This is a genomic window from Roseovarius sp. MMSF_3350 (assembly GCF_030733425.1).
Classification (GTDB): Bacteria; Pseudomonadota; Alphaproteobacteria; order Rhodobacterales; family Rhodobacteraceae; genus Roseovarius.
Genome location: NZ_JASHIZ010000009.1, coordinates 41,480 through 61,516 on the forward strand (window position 1 = coordinate 41,480; position 20,037 = coordinate 61,516).

Here is a 20,037-nt window from a genome sequence, read left to right on the forward strand (position 1 = left end):
GGGTGGGGTTTCAGTGGCTCCGGTTGCTTAAAGGAGCGCGTTTCACACGCGCAGGACGTCTCGACACCGCCATGTGCGGCGTCTCGCGGGCGTTGGGGATGTGCCGCGTCGTGCTGGGCGTGGCGTGCGAGGCAGGCCGGGGCCTCCGGCGGGGATTTTTCGGCCAGAGGAAGACAAGGCGCGTCGGGTTGCGCAGTCTTCAGGTGGAACTCAGCCGGTTGCGCAGGGCGAGGATTTCGTCGCGCAGGCGGGTGAGGTCGTCCGGTGCCATGCCGGTTTCACGGGCGATGCAGTCGGGGATGTGGGCGGCCTCGGCCTGCAGCGCGCGGCCCGAGTCGGTGAGGGTGACGCGAACCTGACGGTCGTCGCCCGTGTCGCGGGTGCGTTGCACGAGGCCTTTGCTTTCAAGACGCTTGATCAGGGGGGTGAGCGTGTTGCTTTCGAGTTGCAATTCGCGCCCCAGGGCGCCGACGGTGCGGGCGTCCTCGGACCAGAGCGCGCTGAGCAGGAGGTATTGCGGATAGGTCAGGCCCAGCGGTGCCAGGAGCGGTTTGTAGGTTTGCTGCATCCGATGCGCGGTGGAGTAGAGCGCGAAGCACAGCATGTCGGGCGGGGGGAGGGGGGTCATCTCGGTAAGGTATGTCGCGCGCGATTTGATCGCAAGCATTGACATGCAGGAAAACCGTAATATTTATCGTGTGCGATTTAATTGCGAGCGATGGAAAAGGAGATCTCCATGTCGACCGATATCAAGTACTGGACCGAAGCCCATGCCACGGGGGGCGGGCGTGAAGGTGTTTCGCGTCTGAAGAACGGAATGCTGACCCTTACGATGGATACACCCGAGGCGCTGGGCGGCGCCGGCAAGGGGCACAACCCCGAGGAGCTGTTCGCGACGGGCTATGCCGCCTGTTATCTGGGCGCGATGCGGTTTGCCGCGCAGAGCGAGAAGCTGGGCGTGGTGCCCAAGGATGCATCGGTCGATGCCAGGGTCGGGATCGGGCCTCGTGACGATGGCGGCTTCGGTCTGAAGGTCGAACTGAAGGTGAAGATGCCGGGTGTCGATGAGGACACCGCCAAGAAGATCATGGAGCGCGGGCATTTCATTTGTCCGTATTCCAACGCGACGAAGGGCAATATCGAGGTGAAAACCGAACTGGCCTGACGGCCGGCGATTGTGCCCCCGCGTGAAGCCCGGGCGGAGCAAGACCGTGAGTCGCGCTTCGTCCGGGCTTTTTAATGCCGATCAGCCGAACACCTTGGGAAAGGTCTGTTGCAGGGCTACGTCCACGTCGCCCATCGTCACCGGCAGGCCGAGATCGACCAGCGAGGTGACGCCGTGCTCGGTAATGCCGCAGGGGACGATGCCGGTGAAGTGACCGAGGTCCGGCTCGACGTTGATCGAAATGCCGTGAAAGCTGACCCATTTGCGCAGGCGGATGCCGATGGCGGCGATCTTGTCCTCGGGCTTGTGCCCCGCGGCGGTGAGGGGCTTGTCGTCGCGCACGACCCAGACGCCGACGCGGCCGTCGCGAGTCTCGCCCGTGACGTTGAACTGGTCGAGGGTGGCGATGACCCAGTTTTCCAGTTGCTGGACAAAGGCGCGCACATCGCGGCCGCGCTGGCCCACGTTCAGCATGACATAGACGACGCGCTGGCCGGGACCATGATAGGTGTATTGCCCGCCGCGCCTGGTGGGGTAGACCGGGAAGCGGTCGGGATCGGTGAGGTCGGCGGGCCTGGCGGAGGTGCCGGCGGTGTAGAGGGGCGGGTGCTCCAGGAGCCAGATCGCCTCATCTGCCTCGCCCCGCGCGATGGCCTCGGCGCGGGCCTCCATCTCGGTGCAGGCGGTCTCGTAGTCGACGAGGCAGGGGGAGGTGATCCATTCCGTCATCGGCGTGCTTTGGCAGGTGGCGCGGATTTTGTCAAAGCCGTGGAAAATTTGGCCTTCACAAGCCCGGCGCGATTGCCTATACGGCGCTTCACCAAGGCGGTCCATGGGGCGCCTTTCGGTCACGGGCGGTCGTGGCGGAATTGGTAGACGCGCAGCGTTGAGGTCGCTGTGAGCTAACACTCGTGGGGGTTCGAGTCCCCCCGACCGCACCATTTTTTCGACAGACGATTTCGGCGACTTTAGGGTGGCAAGGGTCGCGGGTGATCCCCGCATCCGCACTGTCCCGAAATGGCAATTCTCGAGTTTTCAGAGACCCTTCCGGGCGAGGCTGTTCTCCGGCCCGGGCGCGTTCACGTCGCCTGCGACACGGTGAATCCGGTCGGGTGAATGCTTGGTACGTGGCCGGACCGGATCGGAAATCGGGCAATAAAGTTGGAACATCTTCACGACGGGCCCCGTTTTCCTTCTACGCGAAACCAGTCAAGCAAAGGAGAGAAAAGCCTTAATGACTTTGAGGAATCCCCAGAACAAATTTTCGGTCCGGACCGCCCTGCTCTGCAGCGCGATCGCCGCACCGCTCATGACGCCCGTAGCGGCGTCCGCGCAACAGCAGGGCGACGCAGAACCTTGCATGCAACTTCAGCAAGCCGGCGACCAGATCAATTTCGAAGAGTCCGGCATTTCGCAGGACGAGTTCAATTCCGTCGTCGATGGCAATGATCCGCAGCAATGCACGACGTGGCTGGCCCAGGTAAGAGAAGAGGCCGGTATTGAGGGCGAGGTCGCCGAGACCGAACGTGCCCGCGTCGAATTGCAGGATGAAGTCGTCATCGAAGGCAAAGTGATCGTCGATCAGCAACAGCCGAGTGTCGAGGTTGACGAGCAGGCGCCCGAAGTGGCCGTCGCAAACCCCAGCCCGGATGTGAACGTCCAGGAAGGGCCGATCGACGTGCTGATCCGCCAGGATGCGCCGCAGATCTCGATGGAGATGCCGCAGCCCTCGATCACGATCGAGCAGCCGGCGCCGGAAATCATCGTGACGATGCCCGACCCGTCGGTTGATGTCAGCAACGCACGCCCCGAAGTCGAGGTGCGCCAGGCAGAGCCCGAAGTGCGGGTTTCCATGGCCGAACCGACGGTGGAACTCGAACTTTACCAGGCCGAAGATCCCGAGAATTCGCCCGGTATCGAGGTGGAGAGTCGCCAGGCCTCGGGTGATGGCGCAAGCGACACTGCCGAGCCGCAGGTGAACATCAACCGCTCGAAGGCCGAGATCACCTTTGAGGAAAGCCAGTCGCAGGCAAACGTGAACGTGTCGCGCAGCGAGCCGAGCGTCAGCTTTGAACAGGCCGAGCCTGAAGTGAATGTTGCGTCCTCGGGCGAGCCGACCGTGAACTGGAGCCAATCCGGTGAGCCGAAGGTTACGTTCCGGCAGAACGCCGACGACGCGTCCAGTGGCCAGTCGTCCAGCGACCAGGCGCGCAACGACGCGCAGCAAGGCAACGATGCCGAGTCGCAAACTGCTGCCGCGATGCAATCGCAAGAGAGCGATTCGCAGAACGAGCAGGAACAGATGGCGCGCAACGAAGCGTCGCAAGGTGACGCGGCCGCCAACATGCAGGCATCCGATGCGGAAGACGGCGGACCTGCCGTGCGCCGTGACGGATATACCGAGGTTTCCGCTGACGAAGTGGAAGTCCGGGAGCTTGCCGGCACCACGGTCTACGCTGTTCAAGGCGACGAGATCAGCGAAGCAGGTGAACTGAACCTCAACGGTGAAGACACCCGCTCTGTCATCGTCGATATCAGCGAATTCGTCGAAGAAGAGGAGCGTCAAGTGGAGGTCATGCTTTCCGAGCTGACGCTGCTGCAGAACGACGAAGCAGACGACATGCGGGTCTACATCGACCTGAGCGAAGACCGTCTGAACGATTACTCCGACGCGGGGTAACGGACACGAGCGATCAGTGCCGCACCGGTTGACCCGGTGCGGCGCACCCTCGCTTCGGATTTCTGTACCGTGCCTTGAGCCCCTTTGACGCGCCCGAGCCTGGGCATCTGACGATAGCACCGGCGTGGCCGCGACGAAGACAGAAACCACAAAGACAAAGGAACCATATCATGGCGACCCCCCCAAGAAACGATCAGCACGACGCCCACATGGGCGCGACCGGCAGCAAGCGCAGCCGCTTGCCGATGTATATCGGTGTCGTCGTTATCGTGCTGTTGCTCATTTTCCTGCTGTTCGGAAACGTTTTCTCACCCGAGGAAGCGGTCGTCAGCGACGATGATCAAACCATCGAAACAACGGAAACCGGCAACGAGGACGGTGCGGTTACCGGAACCGCGACCTCGACGCCCGAGACCGAGACTGAGACCGATGGCGCCGCGAATGACGCGGCCGGAACCGATACCGATGCCGCCACCGGCACGGCGACCTCGACACCCGAGACCGAGACCAGTGGCGCTGCAAACGACACGGCGGACGCCGGTACCGATGCCTCGGATCCCGACGCTGAAGAGAGCGCTGAGGAAGTTATCGAGATCGAAGGCGATGCAGACGTCGAGATCGTCGACGACACCCAGAATTGATCTGACGTCAAACGCTGGCGCACAGGCAGGGGCGATACATTCGCCCTTTTGCCGTGCTCGGGCACCCGAGGGTCATGGGGCGAGGCGGTTTTGACGGCGACGCGCGTGCCATACCAATTTAGCTAAAATTTTATCGAACCCGGCGCGACGGACGGGGTCAGCGCAACCCCTCGCGGGCGATGATGCGCGACAGGTCGAGCACCAGTTTACCTCGGGCGCTGGCGAGGGCGGGGATGCCGCCTTCGGGGTCGTAGGGCACGGCGAGTTCGAAGATGCCCGAGCGTTCGCGGCGCCCGTCGGGGACGCCGACGAAATACTGCCCGGATCCGCGGAAATTGCCGTCGGCGCCGGCGACGAGGCTCTCGAAGCGTACTTCGAGCCGCGCGTCGGGAAATTCCTCGAACGGCCAGGGTTCGGACGCGACGCGCGCGCCCGAAAGCCGGGCGAGGTTGCGGGCGATTTCGAGTGCGACGGCGCGTTCGGGCGAGTCGGCCCAACGGACATTGGCGTCGGTGACGAGCTTGCCGTCCTCGTCCTCGATCGCGATCTCGTCGGCGGCGGCATAGGCGGGCAGCGACACATCGCGCACCTCGACGGTGCTGTAGGAGATACGGATCGTGTCGGTGACCTGTGGCGCGGCAACCGGGTAGAGATCGGCGGAGGGGCCGCCACAGGCGGCGGTCAGCAAGGTTGCAGCGACAAGGGCGGTGGTGCGAAACGTCATGGTCATCTTCCTCGAATTAGCGCGCTGGGATTGCGTTCCAGCATGCGGGCCAGGGACGTCAGGGCATCCGCGGCCTCGGATATGTCGCGCAGGGCGCTCTGGGCCTCGCGGCTGAGCGTATCGCCCTTATTGTAGCCCGCGATCGTGACGCTGGCCTGATTGAGCACGTTGCCGAGCCGTTCGACCAGCGCCGGGAGGTCCTCGGTGGAGGTGGCGACGGCGTCGGCGGCCCGGCGGGCGGAGCCGAGCGTGGCGTTGAGATTGGTGACCGCGCCGCCTTCGCGGAATTCGGTCAGGGTGGCGTTGATCTGGTTGAGGGCCGCGCCCAGGTCGGCGGGCAGCTGCCGGGCGGACTCGGTGTCGAGGATGGCTTCGGCGGCGGCGGCCAGCTCGGTCAACTGGGTGGCCAGTTCCTCGACCGGCAGGGATTCGGCCTTGGCGGCGACGGCCTCGATCTGTTCTATCAGGTCGGGGATGCCCTCGACCGAGGTCGAGACGCCCTGCGCGGCAGCGGCGGCGGCATCGACGGCCTCGCCCAGACGCTCGGCCAGGCGGTTTTCCTCGATGTCCTTCAGCAGCGTCTCGAGCCGGGTGACGGAGGCGTTGAGCGCGACGGGAATGTTCTGGACGTCCTCGGAAGCCACGATCTGGCGGATTTCGGCGAGGATGGCACGGACATCGCCCGGCGTCTGCTGAAGGTCCTCGTTGGCGACGAGCGCCTGGGCGCTGTCGAGAAAGTCGATGGCGCTTCCCAGCAGTTCCTCGATCGGCAGGTTGTTGATGCGGGAAACCACGCCCTCGACCGTTGCGGCGGCATCGATGATGTCGCTTTCGGTGGTCGGAATGGTCGGCAGGGCGTCCTCGGTGATTTCCAAGGTCTGCGGTTCGGCATCGTCGACCTGCACGAGGTCGATCTTGAGCCCGCCGGTCAGAATGCTTGCATTGGTCAGGCGGGCGCGCAGCCCGTTCGCGACGCGGTCAGCGAGAAATTCGCGGGCGGTCTCGGGCGTGGCGTCGTCCTGCAGGCCGAGGCGGGCCGGCTGGATCGCCAGCACGACGCTGAGGCGCACGCGGGTGTCGCCGAATTCCTCTTCGTCGATTACGCCGAGGACGCTCTGGACCTCGCCGATCTTGAGGCCGTTGATTTCGACCGGAGCATCGACGGCGAGGCCCGAGACGTTCTCGTCGAAGATCACGCGCACTTCCAGTGGTTCGACATCGGGTGCCTGGAAGAGGCTGTTGCGGGCCTCTTCCTCGATTGTGTAAACTTCGAACACGGTGCCGTTGCGCACCGGCTCGCCGCCCGAGACGAAGGTGTCGAATGTCAGCCCGCCGCTAACCAGCGTTGCGATCGAGGAAAAGTCGATTTCAGCCCCCTGCGGTCCGACGGAGAATGTGAAGCCGGAGGTTTCCCAGAAGCGTGTGGAAGAGGAGATCAGGCGTGAATGCTCTTCGTAGATCAGCGCCTCGGCCACGGCGTAGTTGCCCTGGGGCGAGATGCTGGCCTTGCCGACGCGGCCCACCTCGATGCCGCGGAAGGTGATCGGGCTGTCGTCGGTCATGGTGCCGCCCGGGGTGGTGCGCAGGACAATCTCGAGACCATTGCCGCCGGGCCGGAAGAGCGGTGCATCGGCCAGCCCGTCGAAGCTGGTCTGCGGCGCGCCGATCTTGCTGTCCCAGGTGCCCTCGATATAGACGCCCGACAGGACGGTATCGAGACCGGTCACGCCGCGGGCGGTGACCTCGGGGCGGACGATCCAGAAGCTGGCGGAGACGTCGATATAGGCGGCCACGTCCTTGTCGACGCGCACCTCGGCCACGACGGACGCGAGATCCGGGGAAAAGCGGACTTCCTCGACAATGCCCACGGCGACGTCGCGGTAGCGTAGCTCGGTCTCGCGTTCGGCGATGCCGGCGCCGTTCTCGAAGGCGATGGTGATCACCGGACCGCGGGCGCTGTAGGTCTGCCAGGCCACGGCGAGGGCGATGACCATGGCGAGGACCGGGATGATCCAGACGATGGAGACACGGCTGAGGCGCGACTTGCGCTGGCGTTCGACCTGGACGGGGGGCGGCGTGTCGCTCATGACGCGGTCCGGTTCGGTGTGGCGGACGTGTCGGAGGTATCCGACGTGTCGTCGGGCGTATCGGAACTGCGGGACTGGAGGTCCCAGATCATGCGGCTGTCGAAGGCTTGGGCAGAGAGCATCGTAAAGATAACCGATAGGGCAAAGAACAGGCTGGCGCGGCCCGGTGTGACCGCGGCCAGTGTGTTCAACTGCACCAGCGACGACATTATGGCAACCACGAATATGTCGATCATGGACCAACGGCCAATGTATTCAACCACTTCGTAGAGAAGCTGGCGCTGGTGCATGGACACGCTGGAGACGCGCACGACGGAGAGGGCGAGAAAGGCGATGGCCAGGAACTTGCCCACGGGAATGGCGACGCTGGCGATGAGGATGATGAGCGCCACACCGGGCGAGCCGTAGTGAAACAGCTCGATCGCGCCGCCGACGATGGTGTCTTCCTGCACGGTCAGCAGCGTGCGGGTTTGCAGCATCGGGTACATGTTGGCCGGGATGTAGCACAGAAAGCCCACGAACCAGTAGGCCCAGACCCGCTGCAAGCTGGTGGAGTCGCGCGATTGCAGGCGCTTGCCGCAGCGGCCGCAGGTCTCGGTTCCGGCGGGCCAGACCTTGGTGCAGCGGGTGCAGGCGACGAGGCCAAGCTCGCGGGCGCTTTTTATCTTTTGGGATTTTCCAGCGAGTTCCATACCGACCATCTGCACAGGAAATTGTCCTGAACCACAACCAGAAACACCAGCGCGGCGAACATCCAGAACGCCGGCCCGAACCCGACATCCGCCAGATCGGTGATCTTGACCAGCGCGACCGCGCAGCCGATGGCGAAGATCTCGGCCATGGACCAGGGCCGCATTGCCTCGGACAGGCGGAACGCCTGCTTTGCCCCGCGTGCCGGCGGGCGGTCCAGCACGATGGGGATGAGCACGTACATCGCCAGGAGCACCCGGGCGAGCGGGATGAAGACGATGAGCGCCGCCGTTGCGAGCGACAGCGCGATGAGCGGGCCGTCGCTGAAGGCCAGTGCCGCGTCGAGGATCGAGACAGAGTTCGACGTGCCCGCCGCTGTGATCGTCAGAAAAGGAAACACCGTAGCCGAGATAATGAGGATCGCCACGGTCATGGAGAGGGCGATGATCTGCATCCCGGCCTTGTGCCGTGGCGTGATCAGTACCGTGCCGCATCGCACGCATCGGGCCCGCTCGCCGATCGCCGGCCGGCGCAGGCTGTAGGCCGCGTCGCATTGCGGGCAGACGATCATATCGTCGAGGGGAAGCGGGGTGTCGCGCATCATCGTGTTAGTTAGCTTAATTGCGTGGTTGGCAAGCTGCAAATCACGTTGCTTGCCGCCGGAAGGCATCATGGAGCACGGCGCTGGTCTGTTTGGAACGCAGATAGAGGAGAGCCTTGGGGGTCACGAGAGGGCCGTCACGATGGCGTCGAGCCCGTCGGTCAGCGCGGCGGGGCCGGGTTGCAGAATGAGGGGCGACTTGATCTCGAAGATGCGTCCGTCGCGGACCGCCGGAATGGTGTCCCATCCGGGGCGGGCGGCGATCTTTTCGGGGCGGACCTTCTTGCCGCACCACGAGGCGAGGATGACGTCGGGGGCGGCGGCGATGACCTGATCGGAGGTGACGAAACGGTCGCGGGCCTTGTCCCTGGTGGCAAGCTCGGGGAAGGCGTCCTGCCCGCCGGCGATCTCGATGAGATCCGAGACCCAGCCGATGCCGGAAATCATCGGCTCGTCCCATTCCTCGAAATAAACTTTCGGGCGCGGTTTGCCGGCGGCGTTCGCGGCCACCTGGGCCAGCCGGTCGCGGTAATGGTCGATCAGTTGCGCGGCCTTGGCCTCTTGCCCGACGGTGGCACCGAGGTGGCGGATCATGGCGAGGATGCCGTGCAGGTCGCGCTGGTTGTAGCCCATGACGGCGACGCCTTCGCGCAGCAGTTCGGCGGCGATGTCGGCCTGAAGATCGGAGAAGGTCAGCACGAGATCGGGCTGAAGTGCCAGGATCCTGGGGATGTCGGCGGAGGTGAAGGCCGAGACGCGGGGCTTTTCCTGGCGCACGCCCTTGGGGCGCACGGCGTAGCCCGAGACGCCGACGATGCGGTCCTGTTCGCCCAGGAGGTAGAGGGTTTCGACGGTCTCCTCTGTCAGGCAGACGATGCGTTCGGGAGGGAAGGTCTTCATGGCGTTGGGTCCGGATGTGCTGTGCTGGAGGCGTTGCTAACACAGGAGGCGGGCGTGTCCATCCGGTGCCGAGCTAGTGGCGCGGTGTGTTGAGATCCTGGATCAGGCGGCCGTGGCGCCGGGTCTCGGCGATGACAGCGCCGAAGGTGGTCAGGCCCTTGCCCTCCAGAAGGGGAATGAGTTTGACCAGCGCCTGAGCCGTGGCCTGCGCGTCGCCGAGGGCGGTGTGGCGCAGTTCGGGGGGGATTGTGACCCCCAGGCGCTCGCAGAGGGCGTCGAGGGAATGCTGCTCGGTGGTGCCGAAGACCACCGCGGACAGCAGTACGGTGTCGAGCACGGGGTGGTTCCACGCAACGCCCATCCGGTCGGCGGCGCGGTGGAAGAACCCCAGGTCGAAGGGCGCGTTATGGGCCACAAGCACGGCATCGCGGGCGAAATGGTGAAAATCGCGGCCCACGGTTTCGAAATCGGGTGCGCCTTGCACCTGTTCATCGGTGATGCGGTGGATTTTGGTCGAGGCGCGTGGGATCGGGCGCTTGGGGTCGACATAGGTGTCTATGGTCTCGCCCTCGACGATGCGACCGTTGAGGATGCGCACCGCGCCCAGCTGGATCACGCGGTCGTCGGTGGGCGAAAGGCCGGTGGTTTCGGTATCGAACGCGACGCAACAGAGCGACGTGAGCGGCGTGTCGCGGATATCGCAGGCTTGCGCGGTTTCCATCAGGTCGAAGTCATAGACCAGCGGGCGTGGCTTGGTGGGGTCCACCTCGGTTTCCTGGGTGTCGAGGAACAGCATGTAGCCGCCTTCGCCGAGGGGCTTCAGCCGTGCCTTGTAGCGTCGCGCGCCGGAGTGGTCGTGCAGTTCGGTGGTGATTTCGGCTTCGGTTCCGGCCAGCCTGCCCTGAGCGGTGGCCAGGTCGTCGGCGTCGAAATAATCGCCTAGTGGCGCCTTGAGGCGGGGTTGCGCGATCTGGCGGAGGATATCGGCGGCCTGTCCGTCATAGAGCACGATTTCATGGGCCGGATTGACGAGGATCGTGGCCACGGGGATCTCGGTGAGCAGGGAGGTCAGGCGCCTGGCTTCGCTGCGCAAGCGTTCGGTTTCCCGGGCGACCTGGGCGGCGGTGTCCATGACGCCCGCGCTGAGCGTGCGTGTGACAGCATCGGCGGCGGAGCCGAGGTCGCCGAGATACCGGGTGTCCTCGGCGTGGAGTTCGGTGTCGACGCCGGCATGGGCGCGCAGGCGCAGGTTGGCGGTGAGCTTGCCGATGGGTTTGGCGAGATTTTCGTCGAAGAGAAGCCAGACGCCAACCAGAAGGGCGGTGTTCAGGAGCGCGAAGATGATGAAGGCCGTGACAAAGGGCGCCGCGGGCAGCGCGGGGTCTGCCCGCGTCCAGCCGATCCAGAGCGCCACGCCGGCCAGTGCCACCGCGCCCGCCGCCAGGAGGCAGAAGAAGAGGAAGATGCGCAGGCGCAGGCTGAGGCGGGTGCCCATGTCAGGTCTCGCAGACGATGCCGAGAATGGGGTCGCCCTCGGGCCGCGTCTGCCAACTTGCGTCCGACACGGTGCCGTCCTCGGCAAACTCGGCGCCGTCGACGAGGAGGGCGGAGCGGTTCGCGGTGCAGTCGAAAAGCATCGGTGCCTTGTTCACGGGCGACCACCGGCCGAAGAAATAGAGGTCGGTCATGACCTGGCCGGGCAGGTTTTCGTTTCGCAGGGCGTTGCCGGTATCGACCGCGACGAAGCGTTCGGTATAGGGCCAGGCCTGCGTCCAGGGGCGGACCCAGCTTTGTTCGTCGACCGTGACGGCGACTTTCATGCCTTCGGGCAGTGCGCCGGCGGTGCGGTCGTACCACGTGTATTCGTTCGAGATGGTCGCGGCGATCATGCCCAGGCCCGCCGCGACCGGCGTGAGCCAGCGGGGCAGGCGGCGGCCCAAGGCGATGTTGACCAGCATCAGAAGGCCGGCGGCGGCGATGCCTGCGAAGACGGTGGCGATGAGTTCTATGAACATGAGGTTATCCTAACATGCCTTTGCCCGAGGACACCGAAGATTGCATCGTCTTGACCACGACGAAGGCGTCGCGCAGGTGGCTGCGCTCGAAATCCGAGAGGGTGGAGGGGTCGAGGAAGTTGTCGGGCAGGTCGCCCGCCTTGACCTGTGCGGCCTGGTGGTCGAGCCGCAGGGTGGCGATGAGGTCGTAGGCATCCAGAAGGTCAGCGCCGCCCGAGATGGAGAGCCGACCGGCGGCCTGCGCGGCCTCGAGCCGGGCGCGGGTGTTCACCTGCCGCAGCTGGCCTTGCAGGGCGTAGATGCGGCCCAGATCGGTCACCGGCACCACGCCATTATGCTTGAGGTCGAGCCGGTTGCGATGCTCGCCCGAACGGATGGTGGCGAGGCCGCGCAGCAGGCCCAGGGGCGGCTGGTGCTTGATCGAGTTGGAGATCATGTGGGCGGTGAAGATCGAGTTCTTCGCGGCCTTGGCGAGCGTGTTGGTCTGCAACGTGTCGAAGAGCGTGGTGTCGCCGCCGATGGGGCGCAGGTCGAACATGACGCTGGCCAGCATCTGCGCCTCGGGATTGGGGCGCGCGATCCAATCGTCGAAATAGCCGCGCCAGACGCGCAGGGGCTGGCACCAGCGCGGGTTCGTCGCCATCATGTCGCCGGGGCAGTAGAAATAGCCGCAGGTGTCCAGCCCGTCGCTGACGAATTTGGCGAGGCTGGCGAACCAGGGCATGTCGGCGTCGGTCGCGTCATCCGACAGGATCAGGCAGTTGTCCTGGTCCGAGACGCCGGTCTGTTCCTGCCGACCTTGAGAGCCGCAGGCGAGCCACAGATAGGGGACGGGCGGCGGGCCGAGTTCCGCATCGGCCAGTGCAAGCAGGCGGCGGGTGACGGTGTCGGCGATGTCGGTGATGAGGCGGGTGACCACGTCATGGCGGTTGCCCGAGCCGACAAGCTGGGCCAAGAGTTGCGGAATCTCGGCGGTGGCGCGGGACATTTCGGCAGCGTCGCCGGCCCTTGCGATACGGCCCACGAGGGCGCCCGACGACAGCGCCTGAACGCGGGTGAGGTCGGTTTGCGTGACGATGCCGACGAGGCGCGTGCCTTCCGTAATGGGCACATGGCCGATGCCGCGTTCCATCATCAGGTGCAGCACGTCGGTGCCAAGCGCGTCCGGGCCGAGCGTCAGGAGGTCTTCGGTCATGATGGTGGAGATGGGGGCGGAGGGGTCTGCGCCCTGCGCCACCACCTTGCCGTTCATGTCGCGGACGGTGAGAATGCCGCGCAAATCCGCGTCTTCGGTGACGCAGATCGAGGAGATGTGCTTGGCGTGCATCTGCGCGGCCGCGTCGCGGATCGGGGTGTCCGGCGCACAGGTGAGCGGGTCGCGGGTCATCAGGTCGGCGACGCGCAGGGTGGTGAGGTCCTTGCGGTCCGCGCGGGCGGGGCGGCGGCGGTCGAAGAACCGGGCGACCTTGGCGGAGGACTTGATGAGCGCGAAAAGCGCGTCCGCCGGCATCACGATCAGTGTGGAATCGGAGCGGGCGGTGGCGGTGCGGCTGGCGACATCCTCGCGCAAAAGCGCGCGTTCGCCGAAGGAATTGCGGGGGCCGAGCAGGGACAGCTGAACATTGGTCTCGTCGGTGATCTCGATCTCGCCGGTGACGACGATATAGAGGCTATCGACCGTGTCGCCGAGGTTGAAGACGTGGGTCCCGGCGGCATAGGCGGCCTCGTCGCAGCGCGTTGCGAGCTGCAGGAGGTCACCATCGTCGAGGCTGTCATAGGGGTGAACGGAACGCAGGAACTGCGTGAGGTCGCTCGAAAGGGGCATGGTCGAAGCCTCTTGAGGGGGTGGTCGGGCCCACCTTGGCGCGGGCCGGACCGGATTTGAAGCGAAAGCCCCGCCGCATGGTGTCGCGGCGGGGCCATCGTTAAGCTTAGTGGCCTTCGACGGCGGCACCGGCGCCACGAGGGACGCGGACGCCTTCGACGAGGTCCTTGATCTCCTGCGGGGTGTCTTTCGTGATGCTGGCCACGAAGAACGCCACCGCGAAGTTGATCGCCGCACCGACCGCCCCGAAGGACGTCGACTTGATCGTACCGAGAAGCGGATCGGCGTCGGTGAAGGTGTTGGTGTCGGGAATGAAGAACCAACCCTTGTGCAGGAAGATGTAGACCAGCGTCACCACGAGACCGGCCAACATGCCTGCGACCGCCCCGGTGTTGTTGATGCGGGTCGAGAAGATCCCCATCATCAGCGCCGGGAAGATCGTCGCCGCCGCGAGACCGAACGCCAGCGCCACCGTCTGCGCCGCGAAGCCCGGTGGATTGAGACCCAGGTACGTCGCGACCGCGATGGACACGGCCATGGCGATCCGGGCCGAGAGAAGCTCTCCCTTCTCGCTGATCTGAGGCGCGAACTGTCCCTTGATCAGGTCATGGCTGACCGCCGAGGAGATCGCCAGCAGCAGGCCGGCCGCCGTGGACAGCGCCGCGGCGAGACCGCCCGCCGCGACGAGGCCGATGACCCAGCCGGGAAGGTTGGCGATTTCGGGGTTGGCCAGCACGAGGATGTCGTTGTTGAAGTTCGTCAGCTCGTTGCCTTCCCAGCCCTCGGCCGCGGCCCTTTCCTGCATCGCGGTCGAGTTTTCGTTGTAGTACTGGATGCGGCCGTCGCCGTTCTTGTCTTCCCAGCCCAGAAGTCCGGTCTGCTGCCAGGTCGCCATCCAGTCATAGGCCGGATCGGACTCGATGGTTTCCACCGAGACGGCCTGGCCTTCCGTTCCGTTGGGCCAGAACTGTTCGGTGATGTTGAGCCGCGCCATGGCACCCACGGCCGGAGCGGTGAGGTACAAAAGCGCAATGAAGACCAGCGCCCAGCCGGCGGACCAGCGTGCGTCGGAGACGCGCGGCACGGTGAAGAACCGCATGATCACGTGCGGCAGGCCGGCGGTGCCGATCATCAGGCTGAGCGTGAAGAGCACCATGTTGAACGTATCGCCGTTGTGGGCGGTATATTCGTTGAAGCCCAGTTCGCGCACGATCTGGTCGAGACGCGCCAAGAGCGGCTCTCCGCTTTCCTGGTCGGTGCCGAAGAGGCCGAGGCCCGGGATCGGATTGCCGGTCAACTGCAGCGAGATGAAGACGGCCGGGATCGTGTAGGCCATGATCAGCACGACGTATTGCGCCACCTGCGTATACGTCACGCCCTTCATGCCGCCGAACACCGCGTAGGCGAAGACGACAACCGCACCGATCAGAAGACCGGTGGTGTTATCGACCTCGAGGAAGCGGCCGAAAGCCACACCCACACCGGTCATCTGGCCGATCACGTAGGTCACCGAGGCGACGATCAGGCAGATCACGGCCACGAGACGTGCCGAGGAGCTGTAGAACCGGTCGCCGATGAACTCCGACACGGTGAACTTGCCGAACTTGCGCAGGTAGGGCGCAAGCAGCAGCGCCAGCAGTACGTAGCCGCCGGTCCAGCCCATGAGGTAGGTGGAGTTGTCGTAGCCGGTGAAGGCAATCAGGCCCGCCATAGAGATGAACGAGGCCGCCGACATCCAGTCGGCTGCCGTGGCCATCCCGTTGGTGACGGGGTGAACGCCGCGGCCGGCAGCGTAGAATTCCGATGTGGTGCCCGCGCGGGCCCAGATCGCGATGCCGATGTAGAGCGCGAAACTTGCGCCCACGAACAGCAGGTTGATGGTAAACTGATCCATGACTTAAACCTCGTCGACGCCGTATTCACGGTCGAGCTTGTTCATCCGCCAGGCGTAGAAGAAGATCAGCGCCAGGAAGACGAGGATCGAGCCTTGCTGGGCGAACCAGAAGCCGAGATCGGTGCCGCCGACCTTGATGCCCGAAATGAGCGGGCGCAGGACGATCCCGAACCCGAAAGAGACCAGCGCCCAGATGACGAGGCTGATCAGGATGAGACGCACATTGGCTTTCCAGTATTGCGCGCTTGTTTTGTCCAGAGACATGCGAGGGGTCCCTCCTCCTTCGTGAAAGGGCCGGGCCGCGTCATGCGGCCCGGCCGATATGTGGTCATGCCGCACGGTGCGACACGACATCGTCCAATTGGGACGCGATCTGGCGGATCGGCCCCATGGCGGGCACGCGGATCAGCGCACCCGTGGATTGGTAGTGCTCGATGAGCGGCGCGGTCTGGGCGTGATACGCCTCCAGCCGTTGCGCCACCGTTTCGGCGGTGTCGTCGGCGCGGCGTTGCATGTCGGTGCCGCCGCAATTGTCGCAGACCCCGGGCCTGGCCGTGGGCTTGAAACTGTCATGATAGCCCTCGCCGCAGCTGCCGCAGGTGAAGCGGCCCGAGACGCGCTCGACCATGGCCGCGTCGTCGACCTCGAGGCTGATGGCGGCGTCGATGCGTCGCCCGGTCTCGGCCAGCAGGGTGTCGAGCGCCTCGGCCTGTACGGTGGTGCGCGGAAAGCCGTCGAGGATGACGCCGTTCGCGCAATCGGGCGCGGCCAGGCGGTCGCGCAGGATGGCGATGACAATGGCGTCGCTGACGAGGTTGCCGGCCTCCATGACCGCCTTGGCCTCGCGGCCGGCAGGGGAGCCGGCGGCCACGGCGGCGCGCAGAAGATCGCCGGTCGAGAGTTGCACGAGCCCGTGCTTTTCCTCTAGCAGGCGGGCCTGCGTGCCCTTGCCCGCGCCCGGCGGGCCGAGCAGGATCAGGACCGGGGCGGCCTGGGATGTTTGTACGCCGTCCATGGTCATTTCCCCCGGTTCATCCTGTTGTCGATGAGGTCGTCGACGACGGAGGGGTCTGCGAGGGTGGAGGTGTCGCCCAATGCGCCGTAATCGTCCTCGGCGATCTTGCGCAGGATGCGGCGCATGATCTTGCCGGAGCGGGTCTTGGGCAGGCCGGGGGCCCATTGGATGAGGTCGGGCTTGGCGATGGGGCCGATCTCCTGGCGGACCCAGTCCTGCAACTCCTTGCGCAGCTCCTCGGTGGGTTCCTCGCCCGACATCAGCGTGACGTAACAGTAGATGCCCTGGCCCTTGATGTCGTGCGGGTAGCCCACCACGGCGGCCTCGGAGACCTTGGAGTGGGCGACGAGGGCGCTCTCCACTTCGGCCGTGCCCATGCGGTGGCCCGAGACGTTGATCACGTCGTCGACGCGGCCGGTGATCCAGTAGTCGCCGTCCGCGTCCCGGCGGCAGCCGTCGCCGGTGAAGTAGTAGCCTTTGTATTGCTGGAAATAGGTGTTCATGAAGCGCTCGTGGTCGCCCCAGACGGTGCGCATCTGCCCGGGCCAGCTGTCGGCGATGCACAGGACACCCTCGGCGGGGTTGCCCTGGACCGTCTTGCCCGATTCAGGGTCCAGCACCTCGAACTTCAGGCCGAAGAAGGGCTTCATCGCCGCGCCGGGCTTGGTGGCATGGGCGCCGGGCAGGGGGGTCATCAGGTGACCGCCGGTCTCGGTCTGCCACCAGGTGTCGACGATGGGGCAGCGCCCGCCGCCGACCACGTTGTGGTACCAGTTCCAGGCCTCGGGGTTGATCGGCTCGCCCACGGTGCCCAGCACCTTGAGATCGCTCAGATCGCACCTGGTGACGTATTCGTCGCCCTGGCCCATCAGGGCGCGGATGGCGGTGGGGGCGGTGTAGAACTGGTTGACCTTGTGCTTTTCGCAGACCTGCCAGAAGCGGGAGGCATCCGGGTAGGTCGGCACGCCCTCGAACATCAGCGTGGTGGCGCCGTTGGCGAGCGGGCCATAGACGATGTAGCTGTGGCCGGTGACCCAGCCCACATCGGCGGTGCACCAGTAGACGTCGCCCTCGTGGTAGTCGAAGGTGATCTCGTGCGTCATGGCGGCGTAAACGAGATAGCCGCCGGTGGTGTGCACGACGCCCTTAGGCTGGCCGGTGGAGCCGGAGGTGTAGAGGATGAAGAGCGGGTCCTCGGCGTTCATCTCGGCCGGCTCGCAGGTATCCTCGACCTTTTCGGCCTCTTCGTGCAGCCAGAAGTCCAGCCCGTCGCGCCAGGCGATCTGGTCGCCGGTGCGCTTGACGACGAGGCACTTGACCTCGTCGAAGTCGCGGCGGAGCGCCTGGTTGACGTTGTCCTTGAGCTTGGTCACGCGGCCGCCGCGCGGGGCGGTGTCGGCGGTGATGACGAGCTTGGCATCGCAGCCGTCGACCCGGGCGCCGAGCGCGTCGGGGGAAAAGCCGGCGAAGACGATGGAATGGATGGCGCCGATGCGCGCACAGGCGAGCATGGCATAGGCCGCCTCGGGGATCATCGGCAGGTAGAGCACGACGCGGTCGCCCTTGCCGACGCCGAGGTTCTTGAGCACGTTGGCCATGCGGCAGGTCTCGGCATGGAGCTGCCGGTAGGTGATGTGCTGGGCGTCCTCGGAAGGGTCGTCGGGTTCCCAGATGATGGCGGTCTGGTCGGCGCGGTCCGCAAGGTGGCGGTCGATGCAGTTGGCGGCGACGTTGAGCGTGCCGTCCTCGAACCACTTGATGGAGACCTGGCCGTAGGTGTAATCGACATCCTTCACGCGGGAGTAGGGCCTGATCCAGTCGATGCGCTTGCCTTGCTCACCCCAGAACGCCTCGGGGTCTTTGATCGAGGCGGCGTACATCTCGTCATACTTCGCCGCGTCGACATGCGCGTGCGCCGCGAAATCGGCACTGGGCGGGTACGTGGGCGCACCTGTTTCCGGTTGTGTGGTCATGTCTTTCCTCCTCCGCACGTGACGCTCCTCAAGTTCGAGGTATAGATCAATTCGCGCATTGGCGGCGTTATAAAACGTTGCGTAAAATTTTACACTTAGCCGTTGGGATCATTGACTTTTATTTGTAAATACTTTCCCGATTGGGCATTGGAAATAGTAAATAAATTTGCAGACGAAAAATTTTCGCAGCGATTCCCGCATACTAGTATTTGGCGATTCCCGGCGGATGTATGCCGATGTGTGCAGCGAATGTGCGCCGATCGTGCGGTGCCGGCCTGCGACATGTTGTCAGCCAGGTCGGGCGCAGTCGATCCGAACGGGGTGATTCACGTGGCGCTGGGCGGTGCGGCGGGGCGGAAGACCGCGTGTTTCAGGCCGAGGTAGTTGGCGGCCAGCGCCACGCCGGACCCGCAGGCCAGCGCCACGACCGCCAGGGTCGGGCCGGTGCCGAGGAGCATGAGGATCAGCGCGTAGACGGCGAAATTGATGGCGACGCCGAGGCCCTGGACCAGCGCGTAGGCGATGTACTCGCGGTGCAGCGCGGTGCGGTGCGCGCCGCGGAAGGTCCAGCGGCGATTGAGCGCCCAGGTCACGGACATGGCCAGCGCAAAGCTGATGCAACGGGAGAGGTAGGCGTCGCCCCCCAAGGTCATCAGCGCCCAGAGCACGCCCGCGTCGATGGCGAAGCCGACGCTGCCAACGGCAAGAAAGCGGGGAAAGGTTTTGCCCGGACGTGTCATCGCGCCCGGGACGGGGCGGCGGGCGCCGCGGTGCCTTGTGCCGCCAGCACGCCGGGCACCGAAAGGTAGTGCATGCGCTTGGCTTCCTGCCGGCCGCGGGTGACGGTGTCGAGGATCAGCCCCACGGCGGCCGACAGGAACGCCAGGATCATCAGGCTGGCCGACAGCACGGCGGTGGGCAGGCGCGGCACGAGGCCGGTAGCGAAATACTCGGCGAAGACCGGCGCGGCGAGCGCCAGCGCGGTGATGGCGAAGGCGGCGGCCAGCGTGGAGAAGACCAGCAGCGGGCGCTCCTGTTTCAGAAGCCGGGAGATGGTGCGCAGGATGCGCATCCCGTCGCGGATGCTGTTGAGCTTGCTTTCCGAGCCTTCGGGGCGGTCCTTGAACCGGCCCGGCACCTCGGCGGTGGGCATGTCGAGTTCAAGCGCGTGCACGGTCAGCTCGGTCTCGATCTCGAAGCCGCGGGACATCATCGGGAAGGTCTTGACGAAGCGGCGCGAGAACACGCGGAACCCCGAGAGCATGTCGCTGCTGCCGCGACCGAAGATCGTCTGGACGAGACCCGACAGAACCTTGTTGCCTAGTTTGTGGCCCGGGCGATAGGCGGTGTCGCTGCCGGCGACGCGCACGCCGTTGACGAGATCGAGCCCCTCGCTGGCCAGCCTGGCCACCATGGCGGGTGCTGCCGCGGCATCGTAGGTGTCGTCGCCGTCAACCATGACGAAGATGTCCGCCTCGACATCCGCGAACATGCGGCGCACCACGTGGCCCTTGCCCTGGCGCGGCTCGTGGCGAACGATGGCACCGGCGCGAGCGGCGACCTCGGCAGTGCCGTCCGAGGAGTTGTTGTCGTAGACATAGACCTGCGCCTGCGGCAGGGCGGCGCGGAAGTCGCGCACCACGGTCCCGATGGCCGCGGCCTCGTTGTAGCAGGGGATCAGCACCGCCACGCGCAGGGCCGCATCGCCGGTCAGGCGGGGCTTGGCGTTGAACTCGCTGGGAAACAGGACGGACATGGGGCGGTTCTCTTGCTGTCTGGATCTGGGCCAGAAAAGCCGGGGAAACGGGCCAAAATAGGGCAAATCTG

At 65.3% G+C, this 20,037-nt stretch carries 19 protein-coding genes and 1 tRNA gene; 4 read left to right on the forward strand and 16 right to left on the reverse strand.

Annotated features, from left to right (window positions below):
- Positions 1-199: 199 nt before the first annotated feature.
- Positions 200-628, reverse strand: coding sequence for a MarR family winged helix-turn-helix transcriptional regulator (locus tag RBB31_RS10345; RefSeq protein WP_306129212.1), 429 nt, complete (start codon positions 626-628; stop codon positions 200-202).
- Between the two features lie 108 nt (positions 629-736).
- On the opposite strand from RBB31_RS10345, the gene RBB31_RS10350 reads away from it, so the two are divergent.
- On the forward strand, positions 737-1,165 hold the full coding sequence (locus tag RBB31_RS10350; RefSeq protein WP_306129213.1) for an organic hydroperoxide resistance protein: 429 nt from the start codon (positions 737-739) through the stop codon (positions 1,163-1,165).
- A gap of 81 nt (positions 1,166-1,246) precedes the next feature.
- Here the strand turns inward: RBB31_RS10350 and lipB are convergent, their stop codons facing one another.
- Positions 1,247-1,999 carry a lipoyl(octanoyl) transferase LipB gene (gene lipB, locus RBB31_RS10355; RefSeq protein WP_306129214.1) on the reverse strand — a complete coding sequence of 251 codons (753 nt, stop codon included), beginning with the start codon at positions 1,997-1,999 and terminating at the stop codon, positions 1,247-1,249.
- 20 nt (positions 2,000-2,019) lie between these two features.
- Between lipB and RBB31_RS10360 the strand changes: the two genes are divergently transcribed.
- The 3 genes from RBB31_RS10360 (at position 2,020) to RBB31_RS10370 (ending at position 4,486) form a co-directional block, all read left to right on the forward strand.
- A tRNA-Leu gene (locus tag RBB31_RS10360) sits at positions 2,020-2,106 on the forward strand.
- 293 nt (positions 2,107-2,399) lie between these two features.
- Positions 2,400-3,845 (forward strand): hypothetical protein, encoded by a 1,446-nt coding sequence (locus RBB31_RS10365; RefSeq protein WP_306129215.1) that lies wholly within the window; start codon positions 2,400-2,402, stop codon positions 3,843-3,845.
- A 170-nt stretch (positions 3,846-4,015) separates the two neighbouring features.
- Positions 4,016-4,486, forward strand: coding sequence for a hypothetical protein (locus RBB31_RS10370; protein ID WP_306129216.1), 471 nt, complete (start codon positions 4,016-4,018; stop codon positions 4,484-4,486).
- Positions 4,487-4,643: 157 nt separating this feature from the next.
- On the opposite strand, the gene RBB31_RS10375 is transcribed toward RBB31_RS10370, so the two are convergent.
- The 14 genes from RBB31_RS10375 to RBB31_RS10440 form a co-directional block, all read right to left on the reverse strand.
- Entirely contained in the window at positions 4,644-5,216 is a 573-nt protein-coding gene (locus RBB31_RS10375; RefSeq protein WP_306129217.1) for a membrane integrity-associated transporter subunit PqiC, read from the reverse strand.
- Complete coding sequence (locus tag RBB31_RS10380) at positions 5,213-7,297, reverse strand: intermembrane transport protein PqiB (RefSeq protein WP_306129218.1); 2,085 nt, start codon at positions 7,295-7,297, stop codon at positions 5,213-5,215. Before RBB31_RS10380 ends, RBB31_RS10375 begins: the two co-directional genes overlap by 4 nt.
- Positions 7,294-7,998, reverse strand: a complete 705-nt coding sequence (locus RBB31_RS10385) for a paraquat-inducible protein A (RefSeq protein ID WP_306129316.1) — start codon at positions 7,996-7,998, stop codon at positions 7,294-7,296. The genes RBB31_RS10380 and RBB31_RS10385 overlap by 4 nt, the downstream gene beginning before the upstream one ends.
- Positions 7,959-8,588 (reverse strand): paraquat-inducible protein A, encoded by a 630-nt coding sequence (locus RBB31_RS10390; RefSeq protein WP_306129219.1) that lies wholly within the window; start codon positions 8,586-8,588, stop codon positions 7,959-7,961. Before RBB31_RS10390 ends, RBB31_RS10385 begins: the two co-directional genes overlap by 40 nt.
- Positions 8,589-8,711: 123 nt before the next feature.
- Positions 8,712-9,488, reverse strand: a complete 777-nt coding sequence (locus RBB31_RS10395; RefSeq protein WP_306129220.1) for a cobalamin-binding protein — start codon at positions 9,486-9,488, stop codon at positions 8,712-8,714.
- A 73-nt stretch (positions 9,489-9,561) separates the two neighbouring features.
- The gene (locus tag RBB31_RS10400) at positions 9,562-10,983 is read right to left on the reverse strand and encodes a 3'-5' exonuclease (protein ID WP_306129221.1); all 1,422 of its coding nucleotides are present in this window, start codon (positions 10,981-10,983) and stop codon (positions 9,562-9,564) included.
- A 1-nt stretch (position 10,984) separates the two neighbouring features.
- Entirely contained in the window at positions 10,985-11,503 is a 519-nt protein-coding gene (locus RBB31_RS10405; protein ID WP_306129222.1) for a hypothetical protein, read from the reverse strand.
- A gap of 4 nt (positions 11,504-11,507) precedes the next feature.
- Positions 11,508-13,328 (reverse strand): DUF294 nucleotidyltransferase-like domain-containing protein, encoded by a 1,821-nt coding sequence (locus RBB31_RS10410; RefSeq protein ID WP_306129223.1) that lies wholly within the window; start codon positions 13,326-13,328, stop codon positions 11,508-11,510.
- Positions 13,329-13,434: 106 nt separating this feature from the next.
- Positions 13,435-15,222, reverse strand: coding sequence for a sodium:solute symporter family protein (locus RBB31_RS10415; RefSeq protein ID WP_306129224.1), 1,788 nt, complete (start codon positions 15,220-15,222; stop codon positions 13,435-13,437).
- A 3-nt stretch (positions 15,223-15,225) separates the two neighbouring features.
- On the reverse strand, positions 15,226-15,486 hold the full coding sequence (locus RBB31_RS10420) for a DUF4212 domain-containing protein (RefSeq protein WP_306129225.1): 261 nt from the start codon (positions 15,484-15,486) through the stop codon (positions 15,226-15,228).
- Positions 15,487-15,550: 64 nt separating this feature from the next.
- Complete coding sequence (locus RBB31_RS10425) at positions 15,551-16,237, reverse strand: adenylate kinase (protein WP_306129226.1); 687 nt, start codon at positions 16,235-16,237, stop codon at positions 15,551-15,553.
- Between the two features lie 2 nt (positions 16,238-16,239).
- Complete coding sequence (acs, locus tag RBB31_RS10430) at positions 16,240-18,210, reverse strand: acetate--CoA ligase (RefSeq protein ID WP_306129227.1); 1,971 nt, start codon at positions 18,208-18,210, stop codon at positions 16,240-16,242.
- A 326-nt stretch (positions 18,211-18,536) separates the two neighbouring features.
- On the reverse strand, positions 18,537-18,950 hold the full coding sequence (locus RBB31_RS10435; RefSeq protein ID WP_306129228.1) for a GtrA family protein: 414 nt from the start codon (positions 18,948-18,950) through the stop codon (positions 18,537-18,539).
- Complete coding sequence (locus RBB31_RS10440) at positions 18,947-19,966, reverse strand: glycosyltransferase family 2 protein (RefSeq protein WP_306129229.1); 1,020 nt, start codon at positions 19,964-19,966, stop codon at positions 18,947-18,949. The genes RBB31_RS10435 and RBB31_RS10440 overlap by 4 nt, the downstream gene beginning before the upstream one ends.
- Between the last annotated feature and the right edge of the window lie 71 nt (positions 19,967-20,037).

Bases quoted from the DNA above. Each gene is read 5' to 3' on its own strand.
- RBB31_RS10345 (WP_306129212.1), bottom strand. From the start codon at position 628: ATGACCCCCCTCCCCCCGCCCGACATGCTGTGCTTCGCGCTCTACTCC.
- RBB31_RS10350 (WP_306129213.1), top strand. From the start codon at position 737: ATGTCGACCGATATCAAGTACTGGACCGAAGCCCATGCCACGGGGGGC.
- lipB (WP_306129214.1), bottom strand. From the start codon at position 1,999: ATGGACCGCCTTGGTGAAGCGCCGTATAGGCAATCGCGCCGGGCTTGT.
- RBB31_RS10365 (WP_306129215.1), top strand. From the start codon at position 2,400: ATGACTTTGAGGAATCCCCAGAACAAATTTTCGGTCCGGACCGCCCTG.
- RBB31_RS10370 (WP_306129216.1), top strand. From the start codon at position 4,016: ATGGCGACCCCCCCAAGAAACGATCAGCACGACGCCCACATGGGCGCG.
- RBB31_RS10375 (WP_306129217.1), bottom strand. From the start codon at position 5,216: ATGACCATGACGTTTCGCACCACCGCCCTTGTCGCTGCAACCTTGCTG.
- RBB31_RS10380 (WP_306129218.1), bottom strand. From the start codon at position 7,297: ATGAGCGACACGCCGCCCCCCGTCCAGGTCGAACGCCAGCGCAAGTCG.
- RBB31_RS10385 (WP_306129316.1), bottom strand. From the start codon at position 7,998: ATGGTCGGTATGGAACTCGCTGGAAAATCCCAAAAGATAAAAAGCGCC.
- RBB31_RS10390 (WP_306129219.1), bottom strand. From the start codon at position 8,588: ATGCGCGACACCCCGCTTCCCCTCGACGATATGATCGTCTGCCCGCAA.
- RBB31_RS10395 (WP_306129220.1), bottom strand. From the start codon at position 9,488: ATGAAGACCTTCCCTCCCGAACGCATCGTCTGCCTGACAGAGGAGACC.
- RBB31_RS10400 (WP_306129221.1), bottom strand. From the start codon at position 10,983: ATGGGCACCCGCCTCAGCCTGCGCCTGCGCATCTTCCTCTTCTTCTGC.
- RBB31_RS10405 (WP_306129222.1), bottom strand. From the start codon at position 11,503: ATGTTCATAGAACTCATCGCCACCGTCTTCGCAGGCATCGCCGCCGCC.
- RBB31_RS10410 (WP_306129223.1), bottom strand. From the start codon at position 13,328: ATGCCCCTTTCGAGCGACCTCACGCAGTTCCTGCGTTCCGTTCACCCC.
- RBB31_RS10415 (WP_306129224.1), bottom strand. From the start codon at position 15,222: ATGGATCAGTTTACCATCAACCTGCTGTTCGTGGGCGCAAGTTTCGCG.
- RBB31_RS10420 (WP_306129225.1), bottom strand. From the start codon at position 15,486: ATGTCTCTGGACAAAACAAGCGCGCAATACTGGAAAGCCAATGTGCGT.
- RBB31_RS10425 (WP_306129226.1), bottom strand. From the start codon at position 16,237: ATGGACGGCGTACAAACATCCCAGGCCGCCCCGGTCCTGATCCTGCTC.
- acs (WP_306129227.1), bottom strand. From the start codon at position 18,210: ATGACCACACAACCGGAAACAGGTGCGCCCACGTACCCGCCCAGTGCC.
- RBB31_RS10435 (WP_306129228.1), bottom strand. From the start codon at position 18,950: ATGACACGTCCGGGCAAAACCTTTCCCCGCTTTCTTGCCGTTGGCAGC.
- RBB31_RS10440 (WP_306129229.1), bottom strand. From the start codon at position 19,966: ATGTCCGTCCTGTTTCCCAGCGAGTTCAACGCCAAGCCCCGCCTGACC.